The following is a 25,341-nucleotide window of genomic DNA, read 5'->3' on the forward strand; positions in this document are numbered from 1 at the left end:
CCTCCCCGATATGTCTGACACCGAGAACAACAGCGCAGCTGGTGCCGTACCAACCACGGCCGCGGCGATGCGGGAGTGGCTGCGCGACTGGGTGCAGACGACCACCGGGTTGGACGCCCCGGAGATCACCGACGACCGGCTGATGGAGGAGTTCGGCCTGTCCAGCCGCGACGTTGTTGTCCTGTCCGGCGAGCTGGAGCGGCTCACCGGGGTGTCGCTGGACGCCACGGTCGCCTACGAGTACAACACGATCGCCGCCCTGGCGTCCTACGTCATTGCGCAGGTCAACGGTGCGGGGTCGGGTCCCGCTTTCCGGCAGGACGCGGTCGGGGCCGGGCATTCCGCACTGACCCCGGAGGACCGGCAGGTCGCCATCGTCGGCATGTCCGGTCGCTACCCCGGGGCGGAGTCCGTCGCGGAGATGTGGAAGCTCTTCGAGCAGGGGCGCAGCGGAGTGGGCGAGCTGCCGGAGGATCGCTGGAGTGAATTCTCCGGTGACCCCGAAACCGTCCGCCGCATGGACGAGGCGCAGCTCACCGGGGGCTACCTGGAGGACATCGCGTCCTTCGACGCGGAGTTCTTCGGCCTGTCACCGCTCGAAGCGGCGAACATGGACCCGCAGCAGCGCGTGCTGCTGCAGCTCGCGTGGGAGGCGCTGGAGGACGCGCACGTCCCCGCCAACCGGCTTCGCGGCAGCCGTACCGGCGTGTTCATGGGCACCACCAACAACGACTACGGCATGCTGATCGGTGCTGACCCGAGCGCGGCGCACCCGTATGCGCTGACCGGGAACTCGAGCTCGATCATCGCCAACCGGATCTCCTACGCCCTCGACCTGCGCGGCCCCTCGGTCGCGGTCGACACGGCCTGCTCCTCCTCCCTGGTGGCGATCCACCAGGCGGTGCGGTCCCTGCGCGAGGGCGAGTCCACCATTGCCCTGGCCGGTGGCGTGAACATCCTGGCCAACCCCTTCGGCACCGTCGCCTTCTCTGAGCTGGGTGTGCTGAGCCCCACCGGCGGTATCCGCGCGTTCTCCGAGGACGCGGACGGCATCGTGCGGTCCGACGGTGCCGGCGTCGTCGTCCTCAAGCGCCTGTCGGACGCCCGCCGCGACGGCGACGACATCCTCGCCGTCGTCGCCGGGTCCGCGGTCAACCAGGACGGACGCTCCAACGGCCTGACCGCCCCGAACCCGGAGGCCCAGGTCGAGGTGCTGCAGGCGGCCTACGCCGATGCGCAGCTCGACCCCGCCCAGGTGGACTACGTGGAGGCCCACGGCACCGGCACGATCCTCGGCGACCCGATCGAGGCCGGGGCGCTGGGCCAGGTCCTCGGCAACGGGCGTGATGCCGCCAGCCCGCTGCTGCTCGGCTCCGCGAAAACCAACTTCGGCCACACGGAGGCCGCCGCCGGCGTCGCCGGCGTGATCAAGGTCGTCACCTCCATGCGCCACGGCGTGCTGCCGCAGTCGCTGAACTACACCGGGCCGAACCCCTACATCGACTTCGACCGTGACCACATCGAGGTCATCGAGGATCCGCGGGAGTGGCCGGAGTACTCCGGCGCGCCGGTGGCGGGCGTGTCCGGATTCGGCTTCGGCGGGACGAACGCGCACGTCGTGGTCGTCGCACCGGAGGGTGCCGCCCCTGCGTCGGACGTGCTGGACGCCCCACGTCCCGAGCTGTTCGACCGCACCGTCGCACAGGATAACGGTGCCGGGATCGGCCACCTGCTGCCGGTGTCCGGCCTGCTGCCGTCGAGGCGGCGGACCGCCGCGTCCGACCTGGCGGCCTGGCTGGGGGAGAAGGGCGCGAAGGCGACACCCGACGCCACCGCACGCACCCTGGCGGGACGCAACCACGGGCGCTCCCGCGGCATCGTCCTGGCCCACGACGCCGAAGAGGCGAAGGCAGGGCTCGACCGCCTGGCCGAGGGGAAGAAGGGCGCGGGTATCGCCGTCGCCGACAGCCCCGACCGCGAGGGCGCGGTGTGGGTGTACTCCGGCTACGGCTCCCAGCACCGCAAGATGGGCAAGGAGCTCTACGGCCTGTCCCCGTTGTTCGCCGCCCGGCTGCGCGAGATCGATGAGGTCATCGACTACGAGGCCGGCTGGTCGCTGGTGGAGAAGATCCTCGACGACGAGCAGAACTTCGACCTGGAATCCGCGCAGGTCGGCATCACCGCCATCCAGATCGCGCTGACCGACCTGATGTTCGCCGCGGGCCTGCGTCCCGCCGCCGTCGTCGGCCAGTCCATGGGCGAGATCGCCGCCGGCTACGCGACCGGGGGACTGTCCATGGAGGACGCCCTGCGCGTCGCCGCCCACCGCGCCCGCCTGATGGGCGAGGGTGAGGAACTGCTGCCCGAGGACAAGCTCGGTGCCATGGCCGTGATCGAGCTCGGTGTGGTCGAGCTCGAGGAGTTCAAGGTCGGGCACCCCGAGTTCGCGGCAGTGGAACCCGCGGTCTACGCCGCGCCGGGCATGACCACGGTCGGAGGGCCGGAGAAGCCCGTCACCGACCTGGTCGAGTACCTGGAGGGCGAAGGGAAGTTCGCCCGGAAGATGCAGGTCAAGGGTGCTGGTCACACCAGCATGCTCGACCCGATCCTCGGCGAGCTCCACGCGGAGATCACCGACATCGCACCGCGTCCACTGCACACCCCGCTGTACAGCACCGTGGACCGCGGCGTGGTCCACCAACCGGGGTCCGTGGTGCACGACGCCGACTACTTCGTGCGCTGCACCCGCCACACCGTGTGGTTCTCCGACGCCACCGGCGCCCTGTTCGACGAGGGGCACCGCACCTTCATCGAGTTCTCCCCGAACCCGGTGGCCCTGATGCCGATGATGAACACCGCCTTCGCCCACAACGCCGGCGAATCCAGCCTGATGTTCCTGCTCAAGCGCAAGGAGCCCAGCGGCGACACGCTGCTGACGACCATCGCCGAGCTCTACGCCCGCGGTGCGGACGTCGACCTCGCCGCCTTCGAGACACCGGGAACCGCGGACGGTTACGCCGACGCCCCGGGCGTGCACTGGAACCTGCAGCGCTACTGGACCGAGGCGCGCCCCGGTGGAGGTGCCGGACGCGCCGGGCTGCCCGGTGCGCGGGTCGCCCTGCCGGACGGCCGCGTCGCCTTCTCCTGCTCGGTCTCCGACGTGCCCAGCGTGGACGCCGTGGCCGAAGCCGCCGCCGCTGCGGTGGTGCCGGGATCCGAGGTCTCCGCCGTGGAGTCCTACGGGACGCTGCCCACCGACGGGGAGGTGACCACCCTGGTCAGCCGGTCGTTGGGTGGGCTGTCGATCCTGGTGCACACGGTCGCGGCGGACGGTACATCCGCTCTGGCCGGGGAGGCTTTCGCGCCGACGCTGCAGGGCAGGCCGTCGGACGGCGCCGGCAACCAGTCCGGTGCTGCGTCAGGTAGCGCAGCTGCAACACCGCCTGCCCAGCCGACCCAGCCGGGGATCCCCACGTCACGGTCCGGCGACGCGGCGGCGGATGATTCCGAACGCTGGGACCCGGAGTCCGGCGAGAGCGCGGCCGACCGTCTCCGGGGCATCGTCTCGGAGTCGATGGGCTACGACATCGACGACCTGCCGGGCGAACTGCCGCTGATCGATCTGGGGCTGGACTCGTTGATGGGCATGCGGATCAAGAACCGGGTGGAGTACGACTTCGACCTGCCGCCGCTGAACGTCCAGGCCCTGCGCGACGGCTCGGTGGACGAGGTCATCGCCCTGGTCGAGGAGATGATCGAGGAGCGGCACTCCGGTGGCGCTGCATCGACCGGTGAGGCGGAGCCCGAGTCTGCCCCGGCTGACCCCGCACCGTCCGACTCCGCTACGTCCGACCCCGCCACGTCCTCCACCGGCGGCGGCGTCGGTGTGGCGCCGCGCGATGCGTCCGAACGCATGGTCTTCGGCACGTGGGCGACCCTCACGGGGAGCGCCCCCGCCGGCGTGACCAGCGAACTCAATGAAATCGACGCCGAAACCGCGCAGAGGATCGCCGACCGTCTCGTGGAACGCTCCGGCGCGGAGATCACCGCGGACCAGGTCGCTGCCGCAGAGACCCTCGAACCGCTGGCGAACATCGTGCGGGAGGTCTTCGAGACCTCCGTCGAGGGAAATATCCGCGTCCTGCGCGCCCGTCCGGAAGGATCGCAGCGTCCCTCCGTGTTCGTCTTCCACCCCGCCGGCGGTTCCAGCGTGGTCTACGAACCGCTGGCCCGCCGTATTCCCGGGGACGTCCCCGTCTACGGTGTGGAGCGCATCGAGGGCACACTCGATGAGCGGGCGGACGCCTACGTCGCCGACATCACCGCCCTCGCCGACGGCCACCCGGTCGTCCTCGGCGGCTGGAGCTTCGGCGGCGCACTTGCCTTCGAGGTCGCCCACCGGCTCGAGCAGGCGGGGGAGGTCACCGTCGGCCACCTCGAACTGCTGGACCTAGTGCGTCCCGCGAACCCGGCGCCGGACACGACCGAGGAGATGCACGCCCGCTGGGACCGTTACTCCGCGTTCGCGCAGAAGACCTACGGCATCGAGCTGCCCGTCCCGCACGACCTGCTCGACGAACAGGGCGAGGAGGCGTTGATCGGCATGATGACCATGTTCCTGCAGAACACCGACGCCTCCGAGCACGGCCTGGCCGCCGGGGTGCTCGAGCACCAGCGCGCTAGCTTCGTGGACACCCGGATCCTCAACACCCTCGACTTCGAGCGCTGGAGCCAGGTCAAGGCGCCGGTCACCCTCTACAAGTCCGAGGGCATGCACGAGGGTGCGATTGAGCTCGAGCCGTCCTTCGCCGACATCCCCGCCGACGGCGGCTGGGACGGTGTGGTGGACGTCGAGCTGGTCCAGCTCGCCGGGGACCACCTGGCCGTGCCGGACGAGCCGTCCATCGGGATTGTCGGGGCCACGGTTGCTGAGCACCTGGACGAGTTGGGATAGCCTGGAACCCATGACAGGAACACCGGAGAACCCCTGGTTCGGGGATGTGGACGCCTCCGCGGACCACCACGCGCCCGGCACCGGACGGTCGACCGCCGAGAAGCTCGACGACCTGCACTCCAGGTTGGAGGAGTCCCTCGATCCCGGCAGCGAGCGCGCCCGGGAGAAGCGGGACGCCGAAGGACGCAGCACCCCGCGGCAGCGCATCGACGCGCTGCTCGACGAGGGCTCCTTCACTGAGATCGGTGCGCTGGGGCGTACCCCCGGGGTGGAGGACGCCCCCTACGGCGACGGTGTGGTGACCGGCTACGGACGGATCGACGGACGCCCCGTCGCCGTCTACGCCCACGACAAGACCGTGTACGGCGGGTCCGTCGGCGAGACATTCGGCAACAAGGTCTGCGAGGTCATGGACTTCGCCACCCGCATCGGCTGCCCCGTCATCGGCATCAACGACTCCGGTGGCGCCCGCATCCAGGATGCCGTGATGTCCCTGGCGATGTACTCGGAGATCTCCCGGCGCCAACTGCCGCTGTCGGGCCAGTCGCCGCAGATCTCCATCCTGCTCGGCAACTGCGCCGGCGGTGCCGTGTACGCCCCGGCGACCACCGACTTCCTGGTCGCGGTGGAGGAGCAGACGACGATGTTCGTCACCGGTCCGCAAATCATCGAGTCCGTCACCGGCGAGAAGATCTCCATGCAGGACCTCGGCGGTGCACGCGTCCAGGCCGCCAACGGCAACATCCAGTACGTCGGCGCCGACGAGGACGACGCATTCGGCTACGTCCGTGAATTGCTCGCGCACCTGCCGACCAGTGCCTTCGAGTCCACGCCGCTGCACCCCGCACCGTCGGACGCGCCGACGGAGCGGGACGCCGAACTCGCCGACCTGATCCCCGACGACCCCAACGCCGGCTACGACATGATGGACGTCCTGACCCGCATCTTCGACGACGAGGACTTCCTGGAGGTCCAGCCGGACTACGGGCAGAACATCATCACCGGCTTCGCCCGGATCGACGGTCGGCCGGTCGGTGTGGTGGCGAACCAGCCGATGTCGCTGGCCGGGTGCCTGGACGCCGAGGCGGCCGACAAGGCGTCCCGGTTCATCCGGATCTGCGACGCCTACGAGGTGCCGCTGGTCTACGTGGTGGACACCCCCGGCTACCTGCCCGGTGCGGAGCAGGAGAAGCTCGGTCTGATCCACCGCGGCGCGAAGCTCGGCTTCGCCATCGTCGAGGCCACTGTGCCGAAGATGACCGTGGTGATCCGCAAGGCCTTCGGCGGCGGCTACGCGGTGATGGGGTCGAAGAACCTCGGTGCGGACGTGAACCTGGCGTGGCCGACCTCGCAGATCGCCGTGATGGGCGCCGAGGGTGCCGCGGTGATGATCCAGGGCCGCCAGCTGGCCGCGCTGCCGGAGGAGCAGCGCCCGGCGGCGAAGAAGACCTTCATGGACTTCTACAACGCGAACATGACCAGTCCGTACGTCGCCGCCGAGCGGGGTTACATCGACGAGGTCATCGACCCGTCACAGACCCGGCTGCGCCTGCGGCAGTCGCTGCGTCTGCTGCGGGACAAGCAGGTCGTGGAGCCGGCCAAGAAGCACACGATCATGCCGATGTAGCTTGGCGTCCCGCTGCCCGCTGCCCGCTGCGCTCCAACCCGCCCCGCCCCGCCCCGCCGATTTTCACACCCTCTGCGATTTCCACATAGTGAGACGTGCAGGTCAGGGCGCTGCGGACGCGTAATGAAAATCGCTGACAGTGTGAAAATCTGACAGACACCTATCTCAGGGCTCCTCCCAGAGGTAGGTGTGGCACGACCAGGGGAACTCGTCGGGTGTCGGCGTGAACGCCCGTCCGGCGTCGAGGGACTCGTCTTCGTACCGGGCGTGCGGGCAGATGACATTGATGATCGTCTCACCCACCAGCTGCCTGTTCCGCCCGGAAACACGGCCGACGATCTCGCGGACCCGGCGATCGCCGACCGGCTCGTCCGGATGTTCGTGACCCCACTGCCTGCGGAGATCCGGGTCGTCCTCCGTGTCGACCAGCTCCAGGCCCGCGGAATCCGCGGTCGGCCCATCGTCGACCCGGTCGAGTTCTGAACGGATCGCGTCCATCACCCGTGCTTCGTCGGCCGGGGCGATGAGGAGCGTGACAAGGGGGTCGGGGTCGGACATGGTGGCGAAGCTACCATTTCGGCACCCGTACCGCCGGAATCCCGTTATGATCAGGTGCACTGACACGGGGACCGGGAGGGAAACCATGGCCTACATGGGTGCGGGGTTGGACGGGTACATCACAGGAAGAGTGGGTACACCCGCCACTTTCCGCAGCATCCGGGCGCCGGGAACGCCGGAGCATTATGCGGGTGAGCATGCAACGGAGGATCCGCTCCCGGGTTTCACGGAGCGTGACGGATTATGGATCCCGGACGAAGCCTTTCGCCCACCCGACGAGGTGAGGTACGGAAGTCAACAGCATCCCCGCGGCATCGGGTACGACATGGGGGCCGTGTCGCGGATCAGGAAGATCGCGCTGGAGCATCCGGGGTGGGTGGCGACCGGGTGGAGTGCCTTGGCGGGATGGGGGTTGACGTACTTCTGCGATGACGCGGATACATGCGTGCTGTCCGGCGGGCGCCCACGACTGGCCAGTCACCGCGGTGACGTGACCCGGCGCCGGAACCAGGGGGTCCACGCCGGGGTGACGGTCTACCGGCCCGACCCCTGGTGTCCGGAACTGATGATGGTGCCGCCGGTACTCGCGCTGGCCGACTGTCTTCGCTCCCTGGCACGTGGGGAGCATCGCTGGAATGTGTTGCCTGGGACGGGGCTGCCTGACAGTGAGGTTCGCGTGGTGCAGTTGATCGATGCGGTGAGCCAGGTGTTCGACGTGCCCCCGGGCGCATGGCCGGACGCATGCCTGAACCAGACGGACACGGCCAGACTGCGCAGGTTGGTGAAACTGTGCGACCAGGGGGCGGAGTCGCCGATGGAGACCATGATGCGCCTGCTCGTGGGCCGGTTGTTCCCTGGCTTCATCTCGCAGCTGGTCGTGCACGGCGACGGGTCGGTGTCCGATCCCGTCCACGGTGGGGACGCAGGGGCAGGACGCATCGTCGCCCGGCTGGATCTGGGTCATCCTGGGCTGAAGCTGGCGCTGCAGTACGACGGGTCCGCACACCTGGCGGCGGGACGGCGGGACCGCGACTCCCTGGTGAACACCAGTCTGGCGAACCTGGGGTGGCACGTCCTACGGGTCACCCACGGTCACCTGCGTGACCTGGACCTGTTGGCGGAGACACTGCAGGACGGGATACGGATCTGCCGGGGCCGGTCGGCACCGCGGTCGTAGGGAGGCGGAGGACGAGCCGTCGGCCAGCGACTCCACCCGTTCGAGTTTCACACCTTCGGCAGTTCCCATACTTTGAGACGTGCAGGTCAGGGCACTGCGGAAGCGTAATGAAAATCGCTGACAGTGTGATAGTCCCGCGGATCCCGTGGGACGAACCAGGAAGCCAGGCGCGGAGAAAGCCCCGGTTGCGGTGTGCAACCGGGGCTCGGGGAGGAGAGAACGTGGGGGAGTCGGACCAGACAGCCGGTCAGTCCACCGCGTGGTAGGGGCCGGTATCCTCCCAGTCCTTGATCTCGTTGGTCGGGAACTCCATCTTGTCGGCCATGACCAGGTAGGTCTCCATCCGGCCGTCCAGCACCCGGGTCTCGCCCGAGAGCAGGTCCGGCAGGCCCACGCCGACCTTCGCGAGCTCGGCGGCGATGTCGTCCGGCGCCCAGTCCGCATCGATGGTGATGGGGATCATGGTGTCCTGGCCGAGCAACTCCAACTTCATCGTCAGCTTCTTCACGAAGATGTGGAAATTGCCGGTCAGCGTGCTGGTGTCACCCAGGGTGTCCTGCATCTTGTCGGTGCCGACAGCGTTGGGGAACTGCACCTTGAGGTTCTCAAGGATCGTCTGGTCGGAGTCGATCCGCAGCGACTTCTTCGGCCCCTGCATCGTATCGACGGTGACGTAGGACATCTTCATGTTCGGGGTCATCGCCGTGGCATCCGACTGGATGGTGAACGTGTTGCCGTTCGGCAGCTGCATGCCGGGGACAGGCTCCGGCGGTGCCACGTTCAGGCCGGGGATCTCGACGCCGAGATCCTCAAGGGTGCGGTCCAGGTCGCCCTGCAGTCGATTGCCGTCGATGTCGAGCTCCGGCGGTTCCGGAAGGTCAGGCAGGTCCGGAAGATCCGGGAGCTCTGGACGGGGGAGGTTCGGCAGTCGGGGGGTGTTCGGCGAGTTGTTCTCGCCGCCGTTGCCCTCGCCGCCGTCATTCCCGTCACCGTTGCCGTCGCCTTGACCGGGGTCCGGGAACTGCGGCAGCTCGATGTCCGGGACGTCGAGCTCCGGCAGGCCGGGGATCTGGGCACGGGCCTGCGGCGACTGGATGCCGACGCCGACGGCCAGGGCGGCCGTCACCGCGATCACGGACTTGGCGCCGGACTTCCCGGCTTTCGCCGCCTTGCCCTCCTTCTTGGCCTGCTTCTTCGCCTTCTTGGCGGCCTTGCGCTCGGCCTTCTCGGTCTTGTACTCGGCCTTCGGCTGCGGGTCCCAGGCGAGCGCCAGGGCACCACCGACCAGGCCGAGGATCAGTCCGACACCGAAGCCGCCGAAGTTGGACTGCCACAGCGCCAGGATGGCCAGGATGATCGCGGCGACACCGGCGAAGATGCGTCCTTCGCCACGGAACCAGGTCATGATGCCGCAGGTCACCAGCAGGATGCCGATGACCAGGGTGGACACGCCACCCATCGAGGAGATCTGGATCTGGATGTTGGAGATCGTGAAGTCCAGGTAGGTCGGGACCATGATCACGATCCCGGCGAGCATCATCAGCAGGCCGGCGGTGAACGGCCGACCCCTGCGCCACGTGGTGAAGCGGCGGTTCTGCTTCTCCAGCTTCTCGGACCGGGATCCGGCGGCATCGTCCGTCGACGGGTCAGATTCCTTCTGTGTGTCGATGACCTGCGTGTCATCGTCACCGGACGTCGCGCCCTGATCCCCGTTCACGCCCTTGGGCGTGGTGGAATCGTCAGGCATCAGCACTCACTCTCGTCCGCATCAACGATGGAGACCTTGGAACCGGCGGCGGTGAGCTGGTCGGCGCTGATGGAGGTGGCCTTGATGACCTGGTCGAAGGCGTGGATGGCGTCGGCGGAGATGCCCCAGGAGCCGGCCTCGGCCTCATCGTCGAGCTGGCTGGCGTCCACACCGATCTGCGGCTTGTCCAGGGTCATGCCACCATTGAGGCCGGGGGCGCCGATGACCAGGTTGTCGGCGGTGAAGCCGTCGCCGGGCACCAGCATCTGGAACTTCTTGTCGCCGACGCCGGGCAGGGACAGCGGAGCGGCCATGCACAGGTCGGTGACGGTCGCGTCCTCGAACTTCAGCTTCGAGACGGCGGTGTCGCCGTCGTGCTGGTTGTCGACTCCGCCGTAGATGGAGACACCGGTTCCGTCGAGCCCGGAAACCGTCTGGTCGAAGATGGTGTTGGACAGGGCCAGGTTGGCGGACAGGCCACCCTGGGCCATTGCGACGCCGACGCCGGCCGTGGCGAGCAGGCCGACGGCCATAACGCCGGCGAACCGCTTACCCTTGATGTGTCCCATGTTCGTTCCTCCGTTGGTGAGGGGGCACGTGCGGCGACCCTCTGTCAGTGAATGTGAAGCTGTCTGACGGTCATCGTATCCCCCGGCAACTGTTTTCTGGAAAGAATGGGGATATTTTTGTGACCTAGATTGCCCCTGCCCGTATATGCGCAGGTCGCCGGAGGGCGATTCCGGGCGGTTTCACGGCGTCCGGTGTGGCGTTCTGCGCCGTTCGCGGCGTCCCGCGGCCCGGACGGACACCACGCACAGTGCCAGGGCGGCGATCTGCAGCGCGACGAGCACGCCGATCAGCGGTGCCCAGCCGGCGTGGAACACGTACCCGGCCAGCCACCCGACCACCGATGACCCCAGGTAGTAGCTCATCACGTAGGTGGAGGATGCTTCGGCCCGGTCCCGGTCGGCGAGCTGCCCGACCAGGGTGGACGCGGTGGAGTGCACGGCGAAGAAACTCGCGGTGTAGACCAGCACGCCCACGATGGTCACGGCGAGGTTCGGCACCAGGGCGAGCAGCAGGCCCACCGTCGCCAGGATGGTGCTCAGGATCAGGACGCGTCCCGCCCCGTACTTCTCCACGAGCATCCCCGCCCGTGCCGAGGACCACGTCCCCGAGAGGTACAGGATGAACACCATCCCGGCGAGGACTTCGGTGAGCCCGAACTCCCCGGTCAGCCGGAACCCGAGGTAGTTGTAGAGGGAGACGAAGGTGCCCATCATCAGGAACGGAAGGATGAACAGGGCTGCCAGGGACGGGGTGCGCCAGTGCCGCCGCATGGCGCTGATCTCGTGGCGGAGGGTGATCTTCTTCGGTGTGAAGTTGCGCTGCGGTGGCAGTGCCCACGCGCACACCACCGCCAGGACGAACGCCACCAGGCCGCCGGCCAGGACGGCACCGCGCCAGTCGGTGACGCCCAGCACGCTGGACGGCACCAGGCGTCCCAGCAGTCCACCGAGCGTGGTCCCGGCGATGTAGAGTCCCATGACCCGGCCCAGGTGGTTGCCGCGGATCTCCTCGGACAGGAAGGTCATCATGACGGCCGGCACCCCGGCCACCGCGATGCCCTGGACCGCGCGCAGCACGATCATCGACTCGATGCCCGGCGCCAGGGCGAGGAGCAGGCTCAGTGCGGTGGCGGTGAGAACGGATACCTGCAGGACGCGCCGCCGCCCGAACCGCTCGGACAGGACGCTGACCGGGACGACGGCGAGCGCGAGCATGCCGGTCAGCGCGGAGACCGTCAGTGCGGCGGTGCTGGGCGAGACACCGAGCCCGTCGTGCAGTGACGGCAGGAGCGCCTGGGTGAGGTACATGGCATTGAAACTGGCCAGTCCGGCGGTGGCCGCGGCGACCATGATGCGCCGGTAGCCGGGGTCGCCCGGGCCGAGTCCGGTACGTTCCGGCTGTCCGGTACGTTCCGGCTGCCCGGTGGTGTCCGGCTGACCTGTGTTGTCCGCGGTGGTCTCTGTCATGCCCCCATCCTCGCCGGACCCCGTTGTGTCTCAAAATGCATTAAGGTAGTCACTGTGTCCCGATTGGAGCATAGGTAACATGACCGACCTCGACTGGTTCATCGACCTCGCCGACACCGGCAACATGGTCGACACCTCCCTGGCCACCGGCATCAGCCAGTCCGCCCTGTCCCGCCGACTGGCGAAACTGGAGCGCAGGGTGGGGACGGCCCTCTTTGACCGGCACGGACGGCACCTCGTCCTGAACCACCGCGGTGCCGTCCTCGCCGACGCCGCGTCCCGCACCCGCGCCACCTGGCACGCCGGCGTGGAGGAGGTCCAGCGCATGGTCGACCCGGAGCGGGGCTCCGTCCGGCTGGCCTTCATGCATTCGCTGGGGACGTGGTTGGTCCCTGACCTTCTGCGGAGCTACCGCACCACCCACCCCACCGTCCGGTTCGACCTGGTGCAGGGCGCTGCGCTCGACCTCATCGACCAGGTGCTCGCGGGGCGCGCGGACCTGGCGCTGGTCGGGCCGCGTCCCGACGCCCAGATCCGGGACGGCCAGGTGGAGTGGGTGGAACTCGACGAGCAACGCCTGGGGCTGGCGGTGCCGTCCAACCACCGGTGGGCCGAACGGGACACCATCGACTTCGCCGAGGCCGCGGGTGAGCCGTTCGTGGCGATGCTCGAGGGCTACGGCACGCGCCTGCTGCTCGACGAACTCGCCGCGGACGCGGGTTTCCGGCCGAGGCTGGTGTTCGAGTCGATGGAGCTGACCACCGTCGCGGGTCTGGTGACCGCCGGTCTGGGGGTGGCACTGCTGCCGTTGGATGACCCGAACCTGCGGTTGCCGGGTATGGCGGTGGTGCCGTTGGCGACCACACGGTCACGTGAACTGGGCATCGTGTGGGAGTCCGGTGCGGAGCTCGTCCCCCCGGTCGCCGCCTTCCTGGAGTTCGTGGAGGGCAGGAGAGGCCCGGGGGAGCGTCAGCGGGAACGCGTGACCAGGTAGGCGATGGCACGCCAGCCGATGAGCAGGATGCCGAGGAAGATCAGCGAGGTCACCACGAAGCCCCAGGCCACCGAGAGGTTGATGATGCTGCGCACCACGATGCCGATGAACCATGTCGAGAGCAGGATGAGCACGCCCGTCCCGGGGGCACGCCGGAGCTTGCCCGCGTAGAGAAGTCCCCAGGCGACGGCCAGTCCGAGGAGGAACGGCCAGGCGGTCTGCAGCCAGCCGCCGAGGGTGAAGCCCCCGTCACCGCTGTGCATGAGTTTACCGAGCAGCGCGAAGACCAGGACGGCGATGGCGTCGAGAACCAGGGCGACCGTGGAGCCCACGCCCGCGGTGGTCGAGAAGACGCCGGCCGGCTCGTGGGGGAGGGCCGGCTCGGCACGGTCTGCGGTGTCGCGGTCGTCAGTCATGCGTCCATCCTAGGTGCCGGGCTGGCCATCGGGTTCCCCACCGGGGGGCGTTTCCTGGTCACCGGGCGTGCCCGGACCGTCGGACGCGCCGCCGCCCCAGGAGTCGCCGGATTCCGTGGACCCGGAGTCCGTGGACCCGGAGTTCGGGTGACCCCACGAGTTGCGGGACCCCGGGTAGGGCGGGATCTCCGGGGGATCCGGCACGTCGCGGGGTGCGTCCTGCGCTGTGGGCCCGTACATCCTCCGGGCCGCGGTGCCGTCGGTGATCTGCCGGACGGTCGGCCCCTGGCTGGTGCGTCCGTACGTGGACGAGCCCGACTGCCGGTCGTCGCCGGAGGTGTCGTCGGAGTTTCGCTCGGCCTCCTCGGCGCGGACGAACGTCCAGAGGAACACCAGCCAGCCGATGATGGTCAGCAGCACGAAGCTGATCATCCGGAACACGATCACCGCGGCGAAGGCCTGGCCGGAGGACAGTCCCGCCGTCCCCACCAACATTCCTGTGAGCATGATGTCCACAGGGCCGAGGCCCCCCGGCGTGATCTGCGCCTGGCCGACGAGTTTGGCGGTGATGAAGGCGATCACTGCGCCGGCGATGTTCGGCTCGGCCCCGATCGCCATGATGCAGAGGAACAGGCAGAGGATCTCGAACAGCCAGTTGAACAGGGAGAGCAGGATGGAGTAGCCGAGCCGTTTCGGTGTCAGGTCGACCGCCTGCAGCTGGGACGCAAACCCGCTGACCTGCTCGTGGAACCGGTCCTCGGGCTTGTGGCGCTTCCTGTTGAACCAGGTCACGACCTTCAGCAGCCACGCCTTGACCTTGTCCGGGTGGTGGGCGACCCAGTTCGCCGCCAGGGTCAGCGCGGCGAGGCCGATGATCGACAGGGTCAGCGAGAATATGTGGACGTTGGCCTGCAGGAAGAACACCGCGCCGAAACCCAGGATGGCCATGCCCGCCCCGGAGAGTGCCCCGGAGATCACCATGTACCAGCTGGCGACGACGGCGGACGCGCCCCACTTCATCTGCTCGCGGAAGATCATCGCCGCCGAGATGGCGGGACCGCCGGGGAAGGAGGACGACCAGGCGTTCGCGGACAGCGCCAGGGCGTTGGCGCTGGTGCGCTTCACCGGGACGTCCGCCGACCGCAGCAGGACCACGATCACCTCGGCCTGGGCCACCATGGACAGTCCCATGGCCACGACGGCGGCGAGGATGTACCAGTTGTTCGCCTGGAGCATGGCCTCCCACCCCTCCTCGAGGAAGTGGTAGTGGTCACGGGCGAGGAAGATAATGACAGCCAGCAGGGCCAGTGTGATCAGTGCGCGGACGCGGGGGTCCTTGAGCCACTGGAGGATGGTCCGCCATGTGGAGCGGCCGGTGCCGCTGGCGGAGTTGTGAGGGGCGCTGGGGGTGGTCATCGCGGGCGTCAGTCCCCCTTCTTCCGGTCGGGACGCTCGCGCTCCAGACGCCGCATCAGTTCATCGAAGGGGATGGACGCGGACTCGCCGCTGTGCGCCCCGCGTGGGCCGTCCGAGCTGTCCGAGCCGCCCGCGGTGTCCGGGCTGACTGTGTCGTCCGATCCGGCTGCGGGTTCGGGTACCGGGCCGCGTGACTGGACCGCGGACGCCCCCGCCATCGCGGGTTCCGCCGGCGCGGCTTCCGTCTCCGTCGAGCTGAAGCCCTCGAGCCGTTCGTTGTGCCCGATCTTCTGCGACAGCCTGGTGATCCACTTCGGGGCCCACCAGCAGTCCTCACGCAGCAGGTACATCACCGCGGGCACCAGCAGCATGCGGATGATCGTGGCATCGATGATCAATGCCGCGATCATGCCGAAGGCGATGTACTTCATCATCACGATGTCGGAGAACGCGAACGCCCCGGCGACAACGATCATGATCAGCGCCGCGGCGGTGATGATGCCGCCGGTCGTCGCCGTCCCGAACCTGATCGCGCGTGCCGTGGAGGCCCCGTGGGCCCTGGCCTCCACCATCCTGGACACCAGGAACACCTCGTAGTCCGTGGACAGACCGTAGATGATCGCCACGATCAGTACCAGCACCGGGCTCATCAGCGGGCCGGGCGAGAAGTTGAACAGGTCTGCCCCGACACCGTCGACGAACAGCAGTGTCAGGATGCCGAGCGTCGCGCCGGTGCCCAGGATGTTCATGATCACCGCCTTGGCCGGCAGGATCACCGAGCCGAAGATCAGCGACAGCAGGATGAAGGTCACCGCGATGATGTACAGCAGCATCCACGGCAGCTGGTCGAACAACGCCTCCAGTGACTCGACCTCCATCGCCGGGGTGCCGGCGACCAGTACCTCGGCGTCGGCGGAGATACTGCCCTCGATGCCGCGGAGCTCCGTGACGATGTCCTCGTTGTCGTCCCGGTCGGCAATGCCGGCGGACAGGACGGTCACCCCGTCCTGGGTGGGGCGGGACACCTGGAAGTCGCCGGTGAGGCCCTCGACGGCATTGGCCTGCTGGTAGACCTCACCGACGGCGGCGTTGTCGCCGGAGACGACCAGTTTCACCGGTTCGGTGCGGAACTCCGGGAACGCGTCGTCGAACTCGTTCTGCGCCACCCGGGTGTCATTGTCCGGCGGCAGGTAGCTTTCGTTGATGCCGCCGAACTTCATTCCGGTCATCGGGATGGTCAGCACGATCAGCAGGCCCACGATGCCCACCACCATCAGCTTGGCGTGCTTCATCGCGAAGGTGGGGATCCTCCCCCACCAGGAGTGCACGGTGGCGTCGCGGGTGCGGCCACGGCGGAAGATCGTGAGTCTGTCGATGTTCGGGCCGATCATCGCGAAGATGCTCGGCAGGACGGCCACGCTGATCAGCGCTGCGAGCCCTACCGCGGAGATCGCCCCGTAGGCCACGGACTTCAGGAAGGCCTGCGGGAACATCAGCAGGCTGGACAGGGCGACGGCGACCATCAGCGCGGAGAACACCACGGTCTTGCCCGCCGAGGCCGTGGTGTTGCGTACCGCCGTCCTGGTGTCCGCCCCCTCGGCGAGTTCCTCGCGGAACCGGGAGACCATGAACAACCCGTAGTCGATGGCCAGGCCCAGACCGAGGATCGTCACCACCGACTGGGAGAAGGTGTTGACCTGGGTGACGCCCGCCAGGAACGACAGGATGCCCATCGACCCCAGGATGGAGAGCACGCCGACGATCAGCGGCATGCAGGCGGCGACCACGCTGCCGAAGATCACCAGGAGCAGCAGGGCGACGACGGGGAGACCGATGAGCTCGGCCCGCGAGATGTCGTCGGCCATGCCGGAGTCCAGTGCCCCGGCGACGGCGGTGGCGCCGCCGATCTCCACGGTCGCGCCGTCCACGCTGATGTTGTGCAGGTCGTCCTCGATGACCCGGAAGTTCTTCAGGACCTCGTCCTCGGTGCCCTGCAGGCTGATCGCGGCGAACGCGGACTGGGAGCCGTCCTGCGCGTCCTCGGTGATCATCTGGTCCTGGTTGGTCTCGAAGAAGCTGGTCACCCCGGAGACGGCATCCTGGTTCGCCGTCGCGACGGCGTTGAGCTGGCTGGTGACGTTCTCCTGGAGCGCGGGATCACGCAGGTCAGCACCGTCACCGCCGCCGTCGCTGTGGACGAGGACGACGGCGTCGCCGGCGTCGTCGCGTCCGAAGGTCTCCTGCTCGATCTGGGCGGCCCTGGTGGAGTCGCTGTTGGGGTCGTCCCACCCCTCCTGGCTCATCCGGTCGCCCAGCTGGGTTCCGAGCCCCAGGTAGAGCACCGCGATGAGCAGGATGATGACCGCCGGAATGATCCGGCGGAATCGGAAGGCGATGTCGCCCCACGTGGTGAACACGAGGCTCCTTTCAGCGGTTCAGGGTCAGCGGATGAGGTCGGAGAGGGATCGGAAGGGCTGCAGCCAGGCACCCTCGTCCGGCAGGGAGTCGAGGCTGACGCGGGGCAGCGGGGCGCGGAAGACGTCCGGGATGTCCTCCAGGTCGACGAAGTCCAGGGTGTCGCTGTCCACGGCCCAGTGCGTGTGCTCGCGGAAGCCGAGGACGGTGACCGGGATCGAGTCGTCGAGCTCCTCGAGGAGTTCGCGGAAGTTCTGGCCGTCGGCGCTGGCGACCACGACACCGGCGAGGACGCCTTCGTCCCGGCGCCGTGTGATGTGGTCGATCATGTCCGGGTCGACGTCGGAGCTTTCCGTGAGCTTCGGCTTGGCGAAGACCGCGAAACCGACGTTGCGCAGGGCGTCCACCCAGCCGCGGAGCTGGTTGGCGGCGCCGGGCGCGACGTTGGTGAACACGGTCGCCTCGGGGGCAGGGCCACCGTCTGCGTCCTCGGCGAGTCCGATCAACCAGCGGCCGACCGCGTCGAAGCGTGGCCGGTGCGCGGTGTCGGGGCGCCCGCCGAGGATGGATCCGAGACCCATGTCGATGTTCGGGGCATCCCAGACCAGCAGGTAGACCGGGGTGCCCGGTGCGTCGGTACTGCTCGCGCTCATCGTCGTCTCCAGAGGTACTCGCGGATGGTGTGCTCCTTGTCCAGGCCCTTGCCCTCGAACTTGGTGATGATCTGCCGGTCGGTGAGGACGGGGACCTCCGCCGGCCAGCCGAGGTACTCCAGGTCGTCCTCGGCGGTGACCAGTTCCTCGATCCATTCAGCGTAGTCCGCGTGGTCGGTGGCCACGTGCAGGATGCCGCCGGGTCGCAGACGGGACGCGATGAGGTGCAGCGTACCGGTCTGGATGATGCGTCGCTTGTGGTGACGCGCCTTCGGCCACGGATCGGGGAAGAAAATGCGCACCCCCGCCAGACTCCCGGGCGCGAACAGGCGCTGGAGCACCTCCACGCCGTCCCCCTTGACCATGCGGACGTTCCCGATGCCTGCGCGGACGACCGCGCCGAGCAGTTTCGCGAGCCCCGGGCGGTAGATCTCGACGGCGACGACGTTGGTGTCCTCCTCCAGCGGCGCCATGGCCGCGGTGGACGTACCGGTGCCGGACCCGACCTCGACGATGGTGTCGTGGCCGGGGCGTGCGAACCATTCGTCGAGGTCAATGGGGTCGGTGCGGTCATCGGTGAGCTCGATACCGAGCCTCGGCCAGTTCTCCTCCCACAGTGACTCCTGGTTGTCGGTCAGGGTGCCGCGACGGAAACTGAAGCTACCCAGTCGCGGATAGTCGCGTCCGTCGTTAAACTGGGTCTGCAGGGGGCGACCGCGGCCACCCGACCGCTCTGCGGGGGAATTATCGGAGTTAGACATCCCTGACATTGTGGCAGAACACAGCGGTACAGGGAATTACCGAGGGGGACAGTCATGGCAGTTGTATCCGTGGTCGGACCCGATGCGGCAGTGGTCGAGCAGGTCGCATCGGGGTTGCGGGGTGGAGGTCAGGGTGGTCCGCACCGCTTCGTGGCCGGGGCCGGGCCGGGTGAGGCGGACGGTGTTGTCGCCGTCGTCGCCGGTGACGGCGGCGGGGAGGACGCCGGTGTGGTGCGCGCCGTGCGTGACGCGATGGGCGTGTGCGTCCTCTATACCGGGGGCAGTCCGGTGATCGACGAACCCGGTGTCGTCGTCTGCCGTTGGTCCGGCACGGTCGGGTCCGGCATCGACGCGCTGCGGGACACGCTCCAGGGCATGTGGGTTGATGTGGGCAGATGGACGTCGGACGCCCGGCGTGCGGACGCGGACCGGCTCGACCGGGTGCGTATCGCCGTCCGTCTGGCCGCGGAACGCATCGCCACCGAACTGCTCGGGGGATCCCCGGGATCCGGTGTGGAGGTCGGCCCCGGGGATGCCGCTGTGTTGGACGCCGGGTTCCGGGCGAGGATCAGCGTCGCCGTCCTGGAGCAGGGCGTGGAGATGCCCCACCTCCCGGTGGCGGACGTGTCGGCGATCGACCCTGCGGGGCAGAGTCCCGCCCCGTCGCCGGCCGGAGGACGTCAGGCGGGCGCGGTGACGGCGATGGCGTCGGTGGGGGCGGGCCTGGCCGTGACCGCTGCGGTGGCCAGGATGGCGGGTTCGCCGGTGCTGGGCGCGGCAGTTGGCGTCCCCGTGGCGGCGGGAACGTTCGCGGCGCGGTGGTGGACGCAGCGTTCGGCGCGCAGGACGCAGGACGCGTCCCGCAGGGCAGCGGCACTGCGGCGGCACTGGGCGGCCACGGTGACGGAGGTCGTCGCACGGCTGGACGTCCCGGCTGTCGCGGACACGCTCGGCCCGCTCGGCGGCCCGGGCGCGCGGGTGGGGGTGCCGGCATGACCGACTGGGACAGCTGGGACGGCCTGCCCGGGGCGCAGGGACTGGAACCGGCGGAAGGGACGGAGGGGATGCTGCCCGGCGACGGCTTGCTGCTCGATCTCGACGGGGTCTCCTACGCACTGCCGGCGTCCGCGGATGTCCCGGGTGTGGAGGAGTCCGTGACCCTCACCGACGACAGCGGCATGACGATCTGCTCGGACACCGACGGTGACGGACTCGTGGACTACATGTCGGTCGTCACCTTCGACGGAGGGTGGTCCGCGTGGCGTCTGCAGGCCAGTATGGCGGGCGAATCCAGTGTGTCGTCAATCACATTGAATGGTTCACACGGCGAACCAGACAACAGCGGGATCGCGGGAAACCCCAGGGAAGGGAGGGGGACCGGGGGAGTGGTCCCCCCGGCCACCCCCGGAAACGGAATCGACAACTGGAACACGGTCGGCTGGGAATGTGTGGACCGGGGGAAGTGGGGTTAGTCTGGGGGGTAACGCATACCCAGACTCACCCTCAGGAGCACTCATGACCATCCCCGGTCTCGCCGGCCAGCCCCCCACCAAGAACGAGGAACTGCTTTCGTGGATCGCGGACGCCGTGGAGCTTTTCCAGCCGGAGAGCGTGGTGTTCGTCGACGGTTCCCGTGAGGAGTGGGACCGGCTGACCGGTGAACTCGTGGATGCCGGGACGATCATCAAGCTCAACGAGGAGAAGCGCCCCAACAGCTTCCTCGCCCGGTCCAACCCGGCGGACGTCGCCCGCGTGGAGTCCCGCACCTTCATCTGCTCCGAGAAGGAGGAGGGTGCCGGCCCGACCAACAACTGGGCGCCGCCGGCCGCGATGAAGTCCGAGATGACCGAGCACTTCGAAGGCTCCATGAAGGGCCGCACGATGTACGTCGTGCCGTTCTGCATGGGCCCCATCTCCGACCCGGAGCCGAAGCTGGGTGTGCAGCTCACCGACTCCGCCTACGTGGTGCTGTCGATGGGCATCATGACCCGCATGGGTTCCGAGGCCCTCGACAAGATCGGTGACGACGGCGATTTCGTGCGCTGCCTGCACAGCGTCGGCGCCCCGCTGGAGCCCGGCGAGGAAGACGTCGCGTGGCCCTGCAACCCCACCAAGTACATCACCCAGTTCCCCGACTCCAAGGAGATCTGGTCCTTCGGCTCCGGCTACGGCGGAAACGCCATCCTGGCCAAGAAGTGCTACGCGCTGCGCATCGCCTCCGTCATGGCCAAGGAGGAGGGCTGGCTCGCCGAGCACATGCTGATCCTCAAGCTGACCAGCCCGGAGGGCAAGGACTACCACATCCTCGGCGCCTTCCCGTCAGCCTGCGGCAAGACCAACCTCGCGATGATCACGCCGACCATCCCGGGCTGGAAGGCGGAGGTCGTCGGTGACGACATCGCCTGGATGAAGTTCCGTGAGGACGGCCAGCTCTACGCCGTGAACCCGGAGAACGGCTTCTTCGGCGTCGCGCCGGGCACCAGCCGTTCCTCCAACCCGATCGCCATGGAGACCATGGATGTCGGGAACACCCTGTACACCAACGTCGCCCTGACCGACGACGGCGACGTCTGGTGGGAGGGCATCGGCGGCGAGGCCCCCGATCACCTCATCGACTGGAAGGGCAACGACTGGACGCCCGACTCCGACGACAAGGCCGCCCACCCGAACTCGCGCTACTGCGTGCCGCTGGCACAGTGCCCGACCGCCGCCCCCGAGTTCGACGACTGGAAGGGTGTCAAGGTCGACGCCATCCTGTTCGGTGGCCGCCGTGCCGACACCGTCCCGCTGGTCACCCAGACCTACGACTGGAACCACGCCACCATGGTCGGTGCGCTGATGGCCTCCGGCCAGACCGCCGCCCAGGAGGGTTCCGTCGGTACCCTGCGCCACGACCCGATGGCCATGCTGCCGTTCATCGGCTACAACGCCGGTGAGTACCTGCAGCACTGGATCAACGTCGGCAAGAAGGCCGATGAGCTCGGCGGCGAGCTGCCGGCCGTGTTCCTGGTGAACTGGTTCCGCCGCGGCGACGACGGCCGTTTCCTGTGGCCCGGCTTCGGCGAGAACAGCCGCGTGCTCAAGTGGATCGTGGAGCGCATCGAGGGCCAGGTCGACGCCGACGAGACCGTGGTCGGCCACACCGCCCGCTACGAGGACCTGGACCTCGAGGGTGTCACGGAGCCGGAGGAGGACATCCGCACCTCCCTGACCGCGCCTCCGGAGCAGTGGGCCAGCGACATCGAGGACAATGACGAGTACCTCACCTTCCTGGGGCCGAAGGTGCCCGAGGAGGTCTGGGAGCAGTTCCGCGCCCTGAAGAAGCGGGTCACCGCAGCCAAGGCCGCCGAGAAGGCTGACGCGTAGGTCGCTTTGTCCTGCCGTCGGCAACCGTCGGCATATTGGCGCCCAGGGGTGTTTTCACGCCCCGCGACCAACCCTGGGCGCCAATATGCCGGGGTGGGGGACGGGGGACGGTGTGGGGTGCATCTCTCCGGGTATCCGGGTCGGTGCGGTCCCCGTAGGCTGGGGACCATGAACGATTCACCCGTCACCCGGCACACGATCTTCCAGAACTCGCTGATGACCGCGTTGCTCGACGGCATCTACGACGGTGAGATGAGCGTCGGCGAGCTCCTGGGCAAGGGAAACTTCGGATTGGGGACCTTCGACGCCCTCGACGGTGAGATGGTGATCATCGACGGTACCTGCTACCAGCTGCGTCACGACGGCACCGCCACCCGCGCTGACCTGGACGCGCGCAGCCCCTACGCGGTGGCGACGAACTTCGTCCCCCGGATCCGGCGCCGCGCCCCGGAGAACATCCGGCGGGCGGACCTGTCGAACTTCATCGACGAGATGACCCCCTCGGCGAACTACATGTACGCCGTCCGCATCACCGGGCACTTCACCCTGGTCACCACCCGGACCGTGGTGCGGCAGGAGAAGCCGTACCCTCCGATGACCGAGGCCGTGGGTGATGATGCCGAGCAACGGTTCACCGATGTCTCCGGTGTGATCGCCGGATTCCGCACCCCGATCTTCGAGAAGGGTATCTCGGTGCCCGGCTGCCACGTGCACTTCATCGACGATGACCGGACGATCGGCGGCCACGTCCTGGACTTCACCCTGTCCGAGGGCAAGATCGAGCTGTGCCCGGGCACGGACCTGGACCTGCGCCTACCCCTGACCTCAGCGTTCTCGGATGCGAACCTGGATCCGGAGGACCTCGACGACCAGCTGCACACCACCGAGGTGAAGAAGTGATGTCACGTGATGACACGACCGACTGATCCGCAACGTTGACCCTGAGAACATCAAGGCCATTGACCGGTACGCTGCTCGGATGGGGATCTCCCGGAGGTGAGTACATGCGCCGGGAAACCAGGAAGATTGCGCGCCATGCCGAAGAGTCTGACCGGCCGAGAATGACGAAGGGCGACTTGTTCCGGTCCCTCGAGCTGGCTCGGGACGTGTTGGACAACGTCCTTATGAAGAAGGCCTGGAGTGGCGGAGTCCTGGCATCACCGAGCGGTGAAAGTTCCGGACCTCCTCATTGCCGCAGTCGCTGAATCCGGCGGCTACACCGTCCTGCACGTGGACAAGGACTTCGAACTTATCGCCGAGGCCACCGGGCGGCCAGTCGAGCGACTGTCCGGCGACTTCTGACGTCACTCACCCCACAGGACGCGAGGGTGCGGACGTCACGTCGGTGCGTCCCTCCCTCAGGTACTCCACCACGGCATCGTCGACGACCTCGTTGCCGACGCCGACCTGGGCGTGGCCGGGGCCGTCCACGGTGATCACGTGGCTGCCCATCGCCTCGGCCATGGGCTTGTAGGTGCTGTAAACCGTCTGCGGGTCTCCGGTGCCCTGGATCTGGAGTGGCTGGGTGTCCAACGCGGAACCGTCGATGTCGACGAAGGGGGCGTCCGGTTCGATGCCGGAGCACATGATGCCGGACATCGCCAGGTCACCGGTTAGGGAGAACGGATCCTGTTCGACCTCGGCGTTCCAGAGTGCCTCGGGAATCCGGAGGTAATCCGGGCCAACCTGGTTCTCGTTGCAGCGGATCATTGCGTTCATGTAGGCGGGGATGTTGGTATCCGGGTCGGCGTTCTGCTGTTGCTCCTCGACTTCCTCGACGGTGGGAGCCTCCAGGGTGTCGTTGACGAGAAGGGCGAGTTCGCCCCAGCTATCAGGTTGGGGGAGGGTACGCGCGGTCGCATCGATGATGACCGACCTGGACTGTTGGGCTCCGGGCGTGGTGGCCATGCGGAGGAGGTTCTCGATCCGTGCCCGTGGTTCACCTGCGGCAGTGAGGACATCCGCCGCGGGCTGCCCGGCCCACTGCAGTCCCGGGGGAAGATCGCCGACTTCCGCGGGCGGTGGGACGACGGTCGGATTCGTTCCGGATTCTTCCACGACCACTCGTGACCAGGACTGGTAGACCTCCAACGGGGTCTCGCCAAGGCCGTAGGTGTCATTGTTCTCGGCGGCCCATTCGGCGAAGTCGTGGAGCGCACCGGTGTATCCGCCGGTCTGGTCATCGGCAACGCCCGACCATGCGCGGTCTGTGTCGAAACCGGAGTCGAGGACGAGTTTGTCGACGCGCTCGGGATACTTCGTGGCGTAGGTTGAACCGAGATGGGAACCGTAGCTGACACCCATCATGGAGATCTTCTCCTCGCCCAGAGCGGCACGGACGGCGTCGATGTCATCGGCATTTTCCGAGGTGTTCAGCGAATCCGTGTACCCGGGGGTTCCGATCTCACAGGCCGCCTGGAGGTATCCGCCGTTCTCGGTGACGGGGTCCACGCCCACAGGCTCGTGGTCGCAGTCGAGTGGGGTGGAACCGACGAGCCCGCGGGGTTGGACGGCGACCATGTCCCATTCGGCTCTCATATCGTCCGGCCAGTCGAGGAGGTAGTCCTCAGTGGCGACTTGAGAATAGCCATCGTCACCGGGGCCACCGGGCACCGCAAACAAGGTGCCCCGGCGTGCTTCCGGATCGGACGCGGGGACGCGGACGAAACCGACGGAGATCTGATCACCGTCGGGTTCCGCGTGGTACATCGGGACGTCGATGCGTCCGCATTCCGCGGTGTCGACGGTGACCTGTTCGGGGCAGTCCTCCCAGGTGATGTCCGAGGACGCCTGGGGTTGTTCGTTGGTGGCGGTACCCGCTGTCGCGGCGGGCATGCCGCCGATTGTGACAGCGACTGCTGCAAGGATGGCGGGCGCGGTCATACGTGCGTGACCGCGTTGGAGAGTATGGAGGAGCATAATAAATCCTGAAAACGTCGTGAAGAGTTACTCTAATGACCATAGCTTATGGCGCTGGTCGTGGATGCGGACAGTGACTGGATCGTCAGGAGCCTCTTTGGCATCTACATGGTGTTCGATGGTCGTGTGCAGGCATGCGCGGGCACACCGCTCGTCCAGGTGAAGGCCGGTCAGAATTTCGACGGAAAGGCGATCTCGGTAACCCTGCCGGACGGGGAGGAGTTCGCCCGCGTCGTTGAAGCCCACGGCGCGGAGCTGGACGGGGCAGAGAAGGCCGGGGTCCGCAGTTACCAGGTCTAGGT

At 68.0% G+C, this 25,341-nt stretch carries 19 protein-coding genes and 1 pseudogene; 10 read left to right on the top strand and 10 right to left on the bottom strand.

The annotated features are described in order from the left end of the window. Positions 1-10 precede the first annotated feature (10 nt). Both pks13 and ACTIL2_RS03915 read left to right on the top strand, forming a co-directional pair. Entirely contained in the window at positions 11-4,954 is a 4,944-nt protein-coding gene (pks13, locus tag ACTIL2_RS03910) for a polyketide synthase Pks13 (RefSeq protein WP_442336146.1), read from the top strand. Positions 4,955-4,964: 10 nt separating this feature from the next. After that, positions 4,965-6,581, top strand: a complete 1,617-nt coding sequence (locus ACTIL2_RS03915; protein WP_442336147.1) for an acyl-CoA carboxylase subunit beta — start codon at positions 4,965-4,967, stop codon at positions 6,579-6,581. 165 nt (positions 6,582-6,746) lie between these two features. Here the strand turns inward: ACTIL2_RS03915 and ACTIL2_RS03920 are convergent, their stop codons facing one another. Continuing rightward, positions 6,747-7,139 (bottom strand): hypothetical protein, encoded by a 393-nt coding sequence (locus tag ACTIL2_RS03920; RefSeq protein WP_442336148.1) that lies wholly within the window; start codon positions 7,137-7,139, stop codon positions 6,747-6,749. Positions 7,140-7,464: 325 nt separating this feature from the next. Between ACTIL2_RS03920 and ACTIL2_RS03925 the strand changes: the two genes are divergently transcribed. Further along, positions 7,465-8,316: a hypothetical protein gene (locus ACTIL2_RS03925; protein ID WP_442336149.1), complete on the top strand. Its 852-nt coding sequence runs from the start codon at positions 7,465-7,467 to the stop codon at positions 8,314-8,316. A gap of 247 nt (positions 8,317-8,563) precedes the next feature. Here the strand turns inward: ACTIL2_RS03925 and ACTIL2_RS03930 are convergent, their stop codons facing one another. The 3 genes from ACTIL2_RS03930 to ACTIL2_RS03940 all read right to left on the bottom strand — a co-directional run bounded on the left by ACTIL2_RS03930 (position 8,564) and on the right by ACTIL2_RS03940 (position 12,099). Next, the gene (locus ACTIL2_RS03930; RefSeq protein ID WP_442336150.1) at positions 8,564-10,063 is read right to left on the bottom strand and encodes a DUF6114 domain-containing protein; all 1,500 of its coding nucleotides are present in this window, start codon (positions 10,061-10,063) and stop codon (positions 8,564-8,566) included. Continuing rightward, positions 10,063-10,632: a DUF6230 family protein gene (locus tag ACTIL2_RS03935; RefSeq protein WP_442336151.1), complete on the bottom strand. Its 570-nt coding sequence runs from the start codon at positions 10,630-10,632 to the stop codon at positions 10,063-10,065. Before ACTIL2_RS03935 ends, ACTIL2_RS03930 begins: the two co-directional genes overlap by 1 nt. A 180-nt stretch (positions 10,633-10,812) precedes the next feature. Beyond that, positions 10,813-12,099 (bottom strand): MFS transporter, encoded by a 1,287-nt coding sequence (locus ACTIL2_RS03940; RefSeq protein ID WP_442336152.1) that lies wholly within the window; start codon positions 12,097-12,099, stop codon positions 10,813-10,815. Between the two features lie 79 nt (positions 12,100-12,178). Between ACTIL2_RS03940 and ACTIL2_RS03945 the strand changes: the two genes are divergently transcribed. Continuing rightward, positions 12,179-13,093: a LysR family transcriptional regulator gene (locus ACTIL2_RS03945; RefSeq protein WP_442336153.1), complete on the top strand. Its 915-nt coding sequence runs from the start codon at positions 12,179-12,181 to the stop codon at positions 13,091-13,093. On the opposite strand, the gene ACTIL2_RS03950 is transcribed toward ACTIL2_RS03945, so the two are convergent. Genes ACTIL2_RS03950 through trmB form a run of 5 tightly spaced genes read right to left on the bottom strand, consistent with a single transcriptional unit; the run spans position 13,069 to position 18,763 of the window. After that, entirely contained in the window at positions 13,069-13,509 is a 441-nt protein-coding gene (locus ACTIL2_RS03950; RefSeq protein ID WP_442336154.1) for a DUF3054 domain-containing protein, read from the bottom strand. The two genes, ACTIL2_RS03945 and ACTIL2_RS03950, sit on opposite strands and share 25 nt — an antisense overlap. Positions 13,510-13,518: 9 nt before the next feature. Then, positions 13,519-14,925 carry a lysylphosphatidylglycerol synthase transmembrane domain-containing protein gene (locus tag ACTIL2_RS03955; RefSeq protein WP_442336155.1) on the bottom strand — a complete coding sequence of 469 codons (1,407 nt, stop codon included), beginning with the start codon at positions 14,923-14,925 and terminating at the stop codon, positions 13,519-13,521. Between the two features lie 8 nt (positions 14,926-14,933). Next, positions 14,934-17,342, bottom strand: coding sequence for an MMPL family transporter (locus ACTIL2_RS03960; RefSeq protein WP_442336156.1), 2,409 nt, complete (start codon positions 17,340-17,342; stop codon positions 14,934-14,936). 24 nt (positions 17,343-17,366) lie between these two features. Next, positions 17,367-17,993, bottom strand: a complete 627-nt coding sequence (locus ACTIL2_RS03965; protein WP_442336157.1) for an NYN domain-containing protein — start codon at positions 17,991-17,993, stop codon at positions 17,367-17,369. After that, positions 17,990-18,763, bottom strand: coding sequence for a tRNA (guanosine(46)-N7)-methyltransferase TrmB (gene trmB / locus ACTIL2_RS03970; RefSeq protein WP_442336158.1), 774 nt, complete (start codon positions 18,761-18,763; stop codon positions 17,990-17,992). Before trmB ends, ACTIL2_RS03965 begins: the two co-directional genes overlap by 4 nt. Positions 18,764-18,808: 45 nt before the next feature. Between trmB and ACTIL2_RS03975 the strand changes: the two genes are divergently transcribed. The 5 genes and pseudogenes from ACTIL2_RS03975 to ACTIL2_RS03995 form a co-directional block, all read left to right on the top strand. Next, entirely contained in the window at positions 18,809-19,750 is a 942-nt protein-coding gene (locus tag ACTIL2_RS03975; RefSeq protein ID WP_442336159.1) for a hypothetical protein, read from the top strand. After that, the gene (locus ACTIL2_RS03980) at positions 19,747-20,226 is read left to right on the top strand and encodes a DUF6802 family protein (RefSeq protein ID WP_442336160.1); all 480 of its coding nucleotides are present in this window, start codon (positions 19,747-19,749) and stop codon (positions 20,224-20,226) included. Before ACTIL2_RS03975 ends, ACTIL2_RS03980 begins: the two co-directional genes overlap by 4 nt. Before the next feature lie 43 nt (positions 20,227-20,269). Next, positions 20,270-22,120 carry a phosphoenolpyruvate carboxykinase (GTP) gene (locus ACTIL2_RS03985; RefSeq protein ID WP_442336161.1) on the top strand — a complete coding sequence of 617 codons (1,851 nt, stop codon included), beginning with the start codon at positions 20,270-20,272 and terminating at the stop codon, positions 22,118-22,120. Positions 22,121-22,288: 168 nt separating this feature from the next. After that, positions 22,289-23,020, top strand: coding sequence for an acetolactate decarboxylase (budA, locus tag ACTIL2_RS03990; protein WP_442336162.1), 732 nt, complete (start codon positions 22,289-22,291; stop codon positions 23,018-23,020). A gap of 267 nt (positions 23,021-23,287) precedes the next feature. Then, positions 23,288-23,422, top strand: a pseudogene (locus ACTIL2_RS03995) (VapC toxin family PIN domain ribonuclease); the annotation flags it as partial. Between the two features lie 6 nt (positions 23,423-23,428). On the opposite strand, the gene ACTIL2_RS04000 reads toward ACTIL2_RS03995, so the two are convergent. After that, the gene (locus ACTIL2_RS04000) at positions 23,429-24,955 is read right to left on the bottom strand and encodes an alpha/beta fold hydrolase (RefSeq protein ID WP_442336163.1); all 1,527 of its coding nucleotides are present in this window, start codon (positions 24,953-24,955) and stop codon (positions 23,429-23,431) included. Positions 24,956-25,087: 132 nt separating this feature from the next. Between ACTIL2_RS04000 and ACTIL2_RS04005 the strand changes: the two genes are divergently transcribed. Then, positions 25,088-25,339, top strand: coding sequence for a hypothetical protein (locus tag ACTIL2_RS04005; protein ID WP_442336164.1), 252 nt, complete (start codon positions 25,088-25,090; stop codon positions 25,337-25,339). Positions 25,340-25,341: the final 2 nt, after the last annotated feature.

Origin of the sequence: Corynebacterium sp. (genome assembly GCF_052107835.1) — a bacterium.
GTDB lineage: Bacteria > Actinomycetota > Actinomycetes > Mycobacteriales > Mycobacteriaceae > Corynebacterium.

Excerpts from the sequence above, each read along its gene's own strand:
- pks13 (WP_442336146.1), top strand. The coding sequence starts at position 11 with ATGTCTGACACCGAGAACAACAGCGCAGCTGGTGCCGTACCAACCACG.
- ACTIL2_RS03915 (WP_442336147.1), top strand. The coding sequence starts at position 4,965 with ATGACAGGAACACCGGAGAACCCCTGGTTCGGGGATGTGGACGCCTCC.
- ACTIL2_RS03920 (WP_442336148.1), bottom strand. The coding sequence starts at position 7,139 with ATGTCCGACCCCGACCCCCTTGTCACGCTCCTCATCGCCCCGGCCGAC.
- ACTIL2_RS03925 (WP_442336149.1), top strand. The coding sequence starts at position 7,465 with ATGGGGGCCGTGTCGCGGATCAGGAAGATCGCGCTGGAGCATCCGGGG.
- ACTIL2_RS03930 (WP_442336150.1), bottom strand. The coding sequence starts at position 10,063 with ATGCCTGACGATTCCACCACGCCCAAGGGCGTGAACGGGGATCAGGGC.
- ACTIL2_RS03935 (WP_442336151.1), bottom strand. The coding sequence starts at position 10,632 with ATGGGACACATCAAGGGTAAGCGGTTCGCCGGCGTTATGGCCGTCGGC.
- ACTIL2_RS03940 (WP_442336152.1), bottom strand. The coding sequence starts at position 12,099 with ATGACAGAGACCACCGCGGACAACACAGGTCAGCCGGACACCACCGGG.
- ACTIL2_RS03945 (WP_442336153.1), top strand. The coding sequence starts at position 12,179 with ATGACCGACCTCGACTGGTTCATCGACCTCGCCGACACCGGCAACATG.
- ACTIL2_RS03950 (WP_442336154.1), bottom strand. The coding sequence starts at position 13,509 with ATGACTGACGACCGCGACACCGCAGACCGTGCCGAGCCGGCCCTCCCC.
- ACTIL2_RS03955 (WP_442336155.1), bottom strand. The coding sequence starts at position 14,925 with ATGACCACCCCCAGCGCCCCTCACAACTCCGCCAGCGGCACCGGCCGC.
- ACTIL2_RS03965 (WP_442336157.1), bottom strand. The coding sequence starts at position 17,993 with ATGAGCGCGAGCAGTACCGACGCACCGGGCACCCCGGTCTACCTGCTG.
- trmB (WP_442336158.1), bottom strand. The coding sequence starts at position 18,763 with ATGTCAGGGATGTCTAACTCCGATAATTCCCCCGCAGAGCGGTCGGGT.
- ACTIL2_RS03975 (WP_442336159.1), top strand. The coding sequence starts at position 18,809 with ATGGCAGTTGTATCCGTGGTCGGACCCGATGCGGCAGTGGTCGAGCAG.
- ACTIL2_RS03980 (WP_442336160.1), top strand. The coding sequence starts at position 19,747 with ATGACCGACTGGGACAGCTGGGACGGCCTGCCCGGGGCGCAGGGACTG.
- ACTIL2_RS03985 (WP_442336161.1), top strand. The coding sequence starts at position 20,270 with ATGACCATCCCCGGTCTCGCCGGCCAGCCCCCCACCAAGAACGAGGAA.
- budA (WP_442336162.1), top strand. The coding sequence starts at position 22,289 with ATGAACGATTCACCCGTCACCCGGCACACGATCTTCCAGAACTCGCTG.
- ACTIL2_RS04000 (WP_442336163.1), bottom strand. The coding sequence starts at position 24,955 with ATGCCCGCCGCGACAGCGGGTACCGCCACCAACGAACAACCCCAGGCG.
- ACTIL2_RS04005 (WP_442336164.1), top strand. The coding sequence starts at position 25,088 with ATGGCGCTGGTCGTGGATGCGGACAGTGACTGGATCGTCAGGAGCCTC.